The sequence below is a fragment of the Pseudomonas sp. I2 genome (genome assembly GCF_040984075.1).
In the GTDB taxonomy this organism is placed as follows: Bacteria; Pseudomonadota; Gammaproteobacteria; order Pseudomonadales; family Pseudomonadaceae; genus Aquipseudomonas; species Aquipseudomonas guariconensis_B.
In genome coordinates this window covers 1-387 of record NZ_JBCGFQ010000230.1, presented here as the reverse complement: position 1 = coordinate 387, position 387 = coordinate 1, and the positions used below count along the sequence as shown (strand labels likewise).

Sequence of the window (387 nt, the reverse complement as noted above, 5' to 3'; positions counted from 1 at the left end):
AAACAATAGCTTCTCTTTTTAATTCGCCTTTTTTTATTGCATCTTCATAAGCTTTTAAAACCAGTAACTTAAAAGTCGAACCGACAGCCATAGGGGTTTTATCATTTTCTACAACCACAGGCTTGTTATCTACAATAACTAAAAGAGAAGTTTTACCGATCGCATTTTCATGTAGACCTTTAACCATTTCATCTAGGCTTATTGTCTTAAAAAGAGGCGCACTAAACCACAGACTACTAATTTGTTCTTGCTCATTTAAGCTAATTGAAATGGGTAATTCTCCCTTTTCGAAATTAATAGTCCCATAGCCATTTGAAACATTAATACTTTTAAGTGCACCTAAAGAGACTTTTAAATCATCAACGATTTTTTGAATTTGTGTGATGG

1 protein-coding gene is annotated in these 387 nt (G+C 32.8%); it reads right to left on the bottom strand.

The window, feature by feature from the left end:
• Positions 1-387: hypothetical protein (locus WCE05_RS26385; RefSeq protein WP_368816894.1), on the bottom strand; the 387-nt coding region annotated here is incomplete at both ends.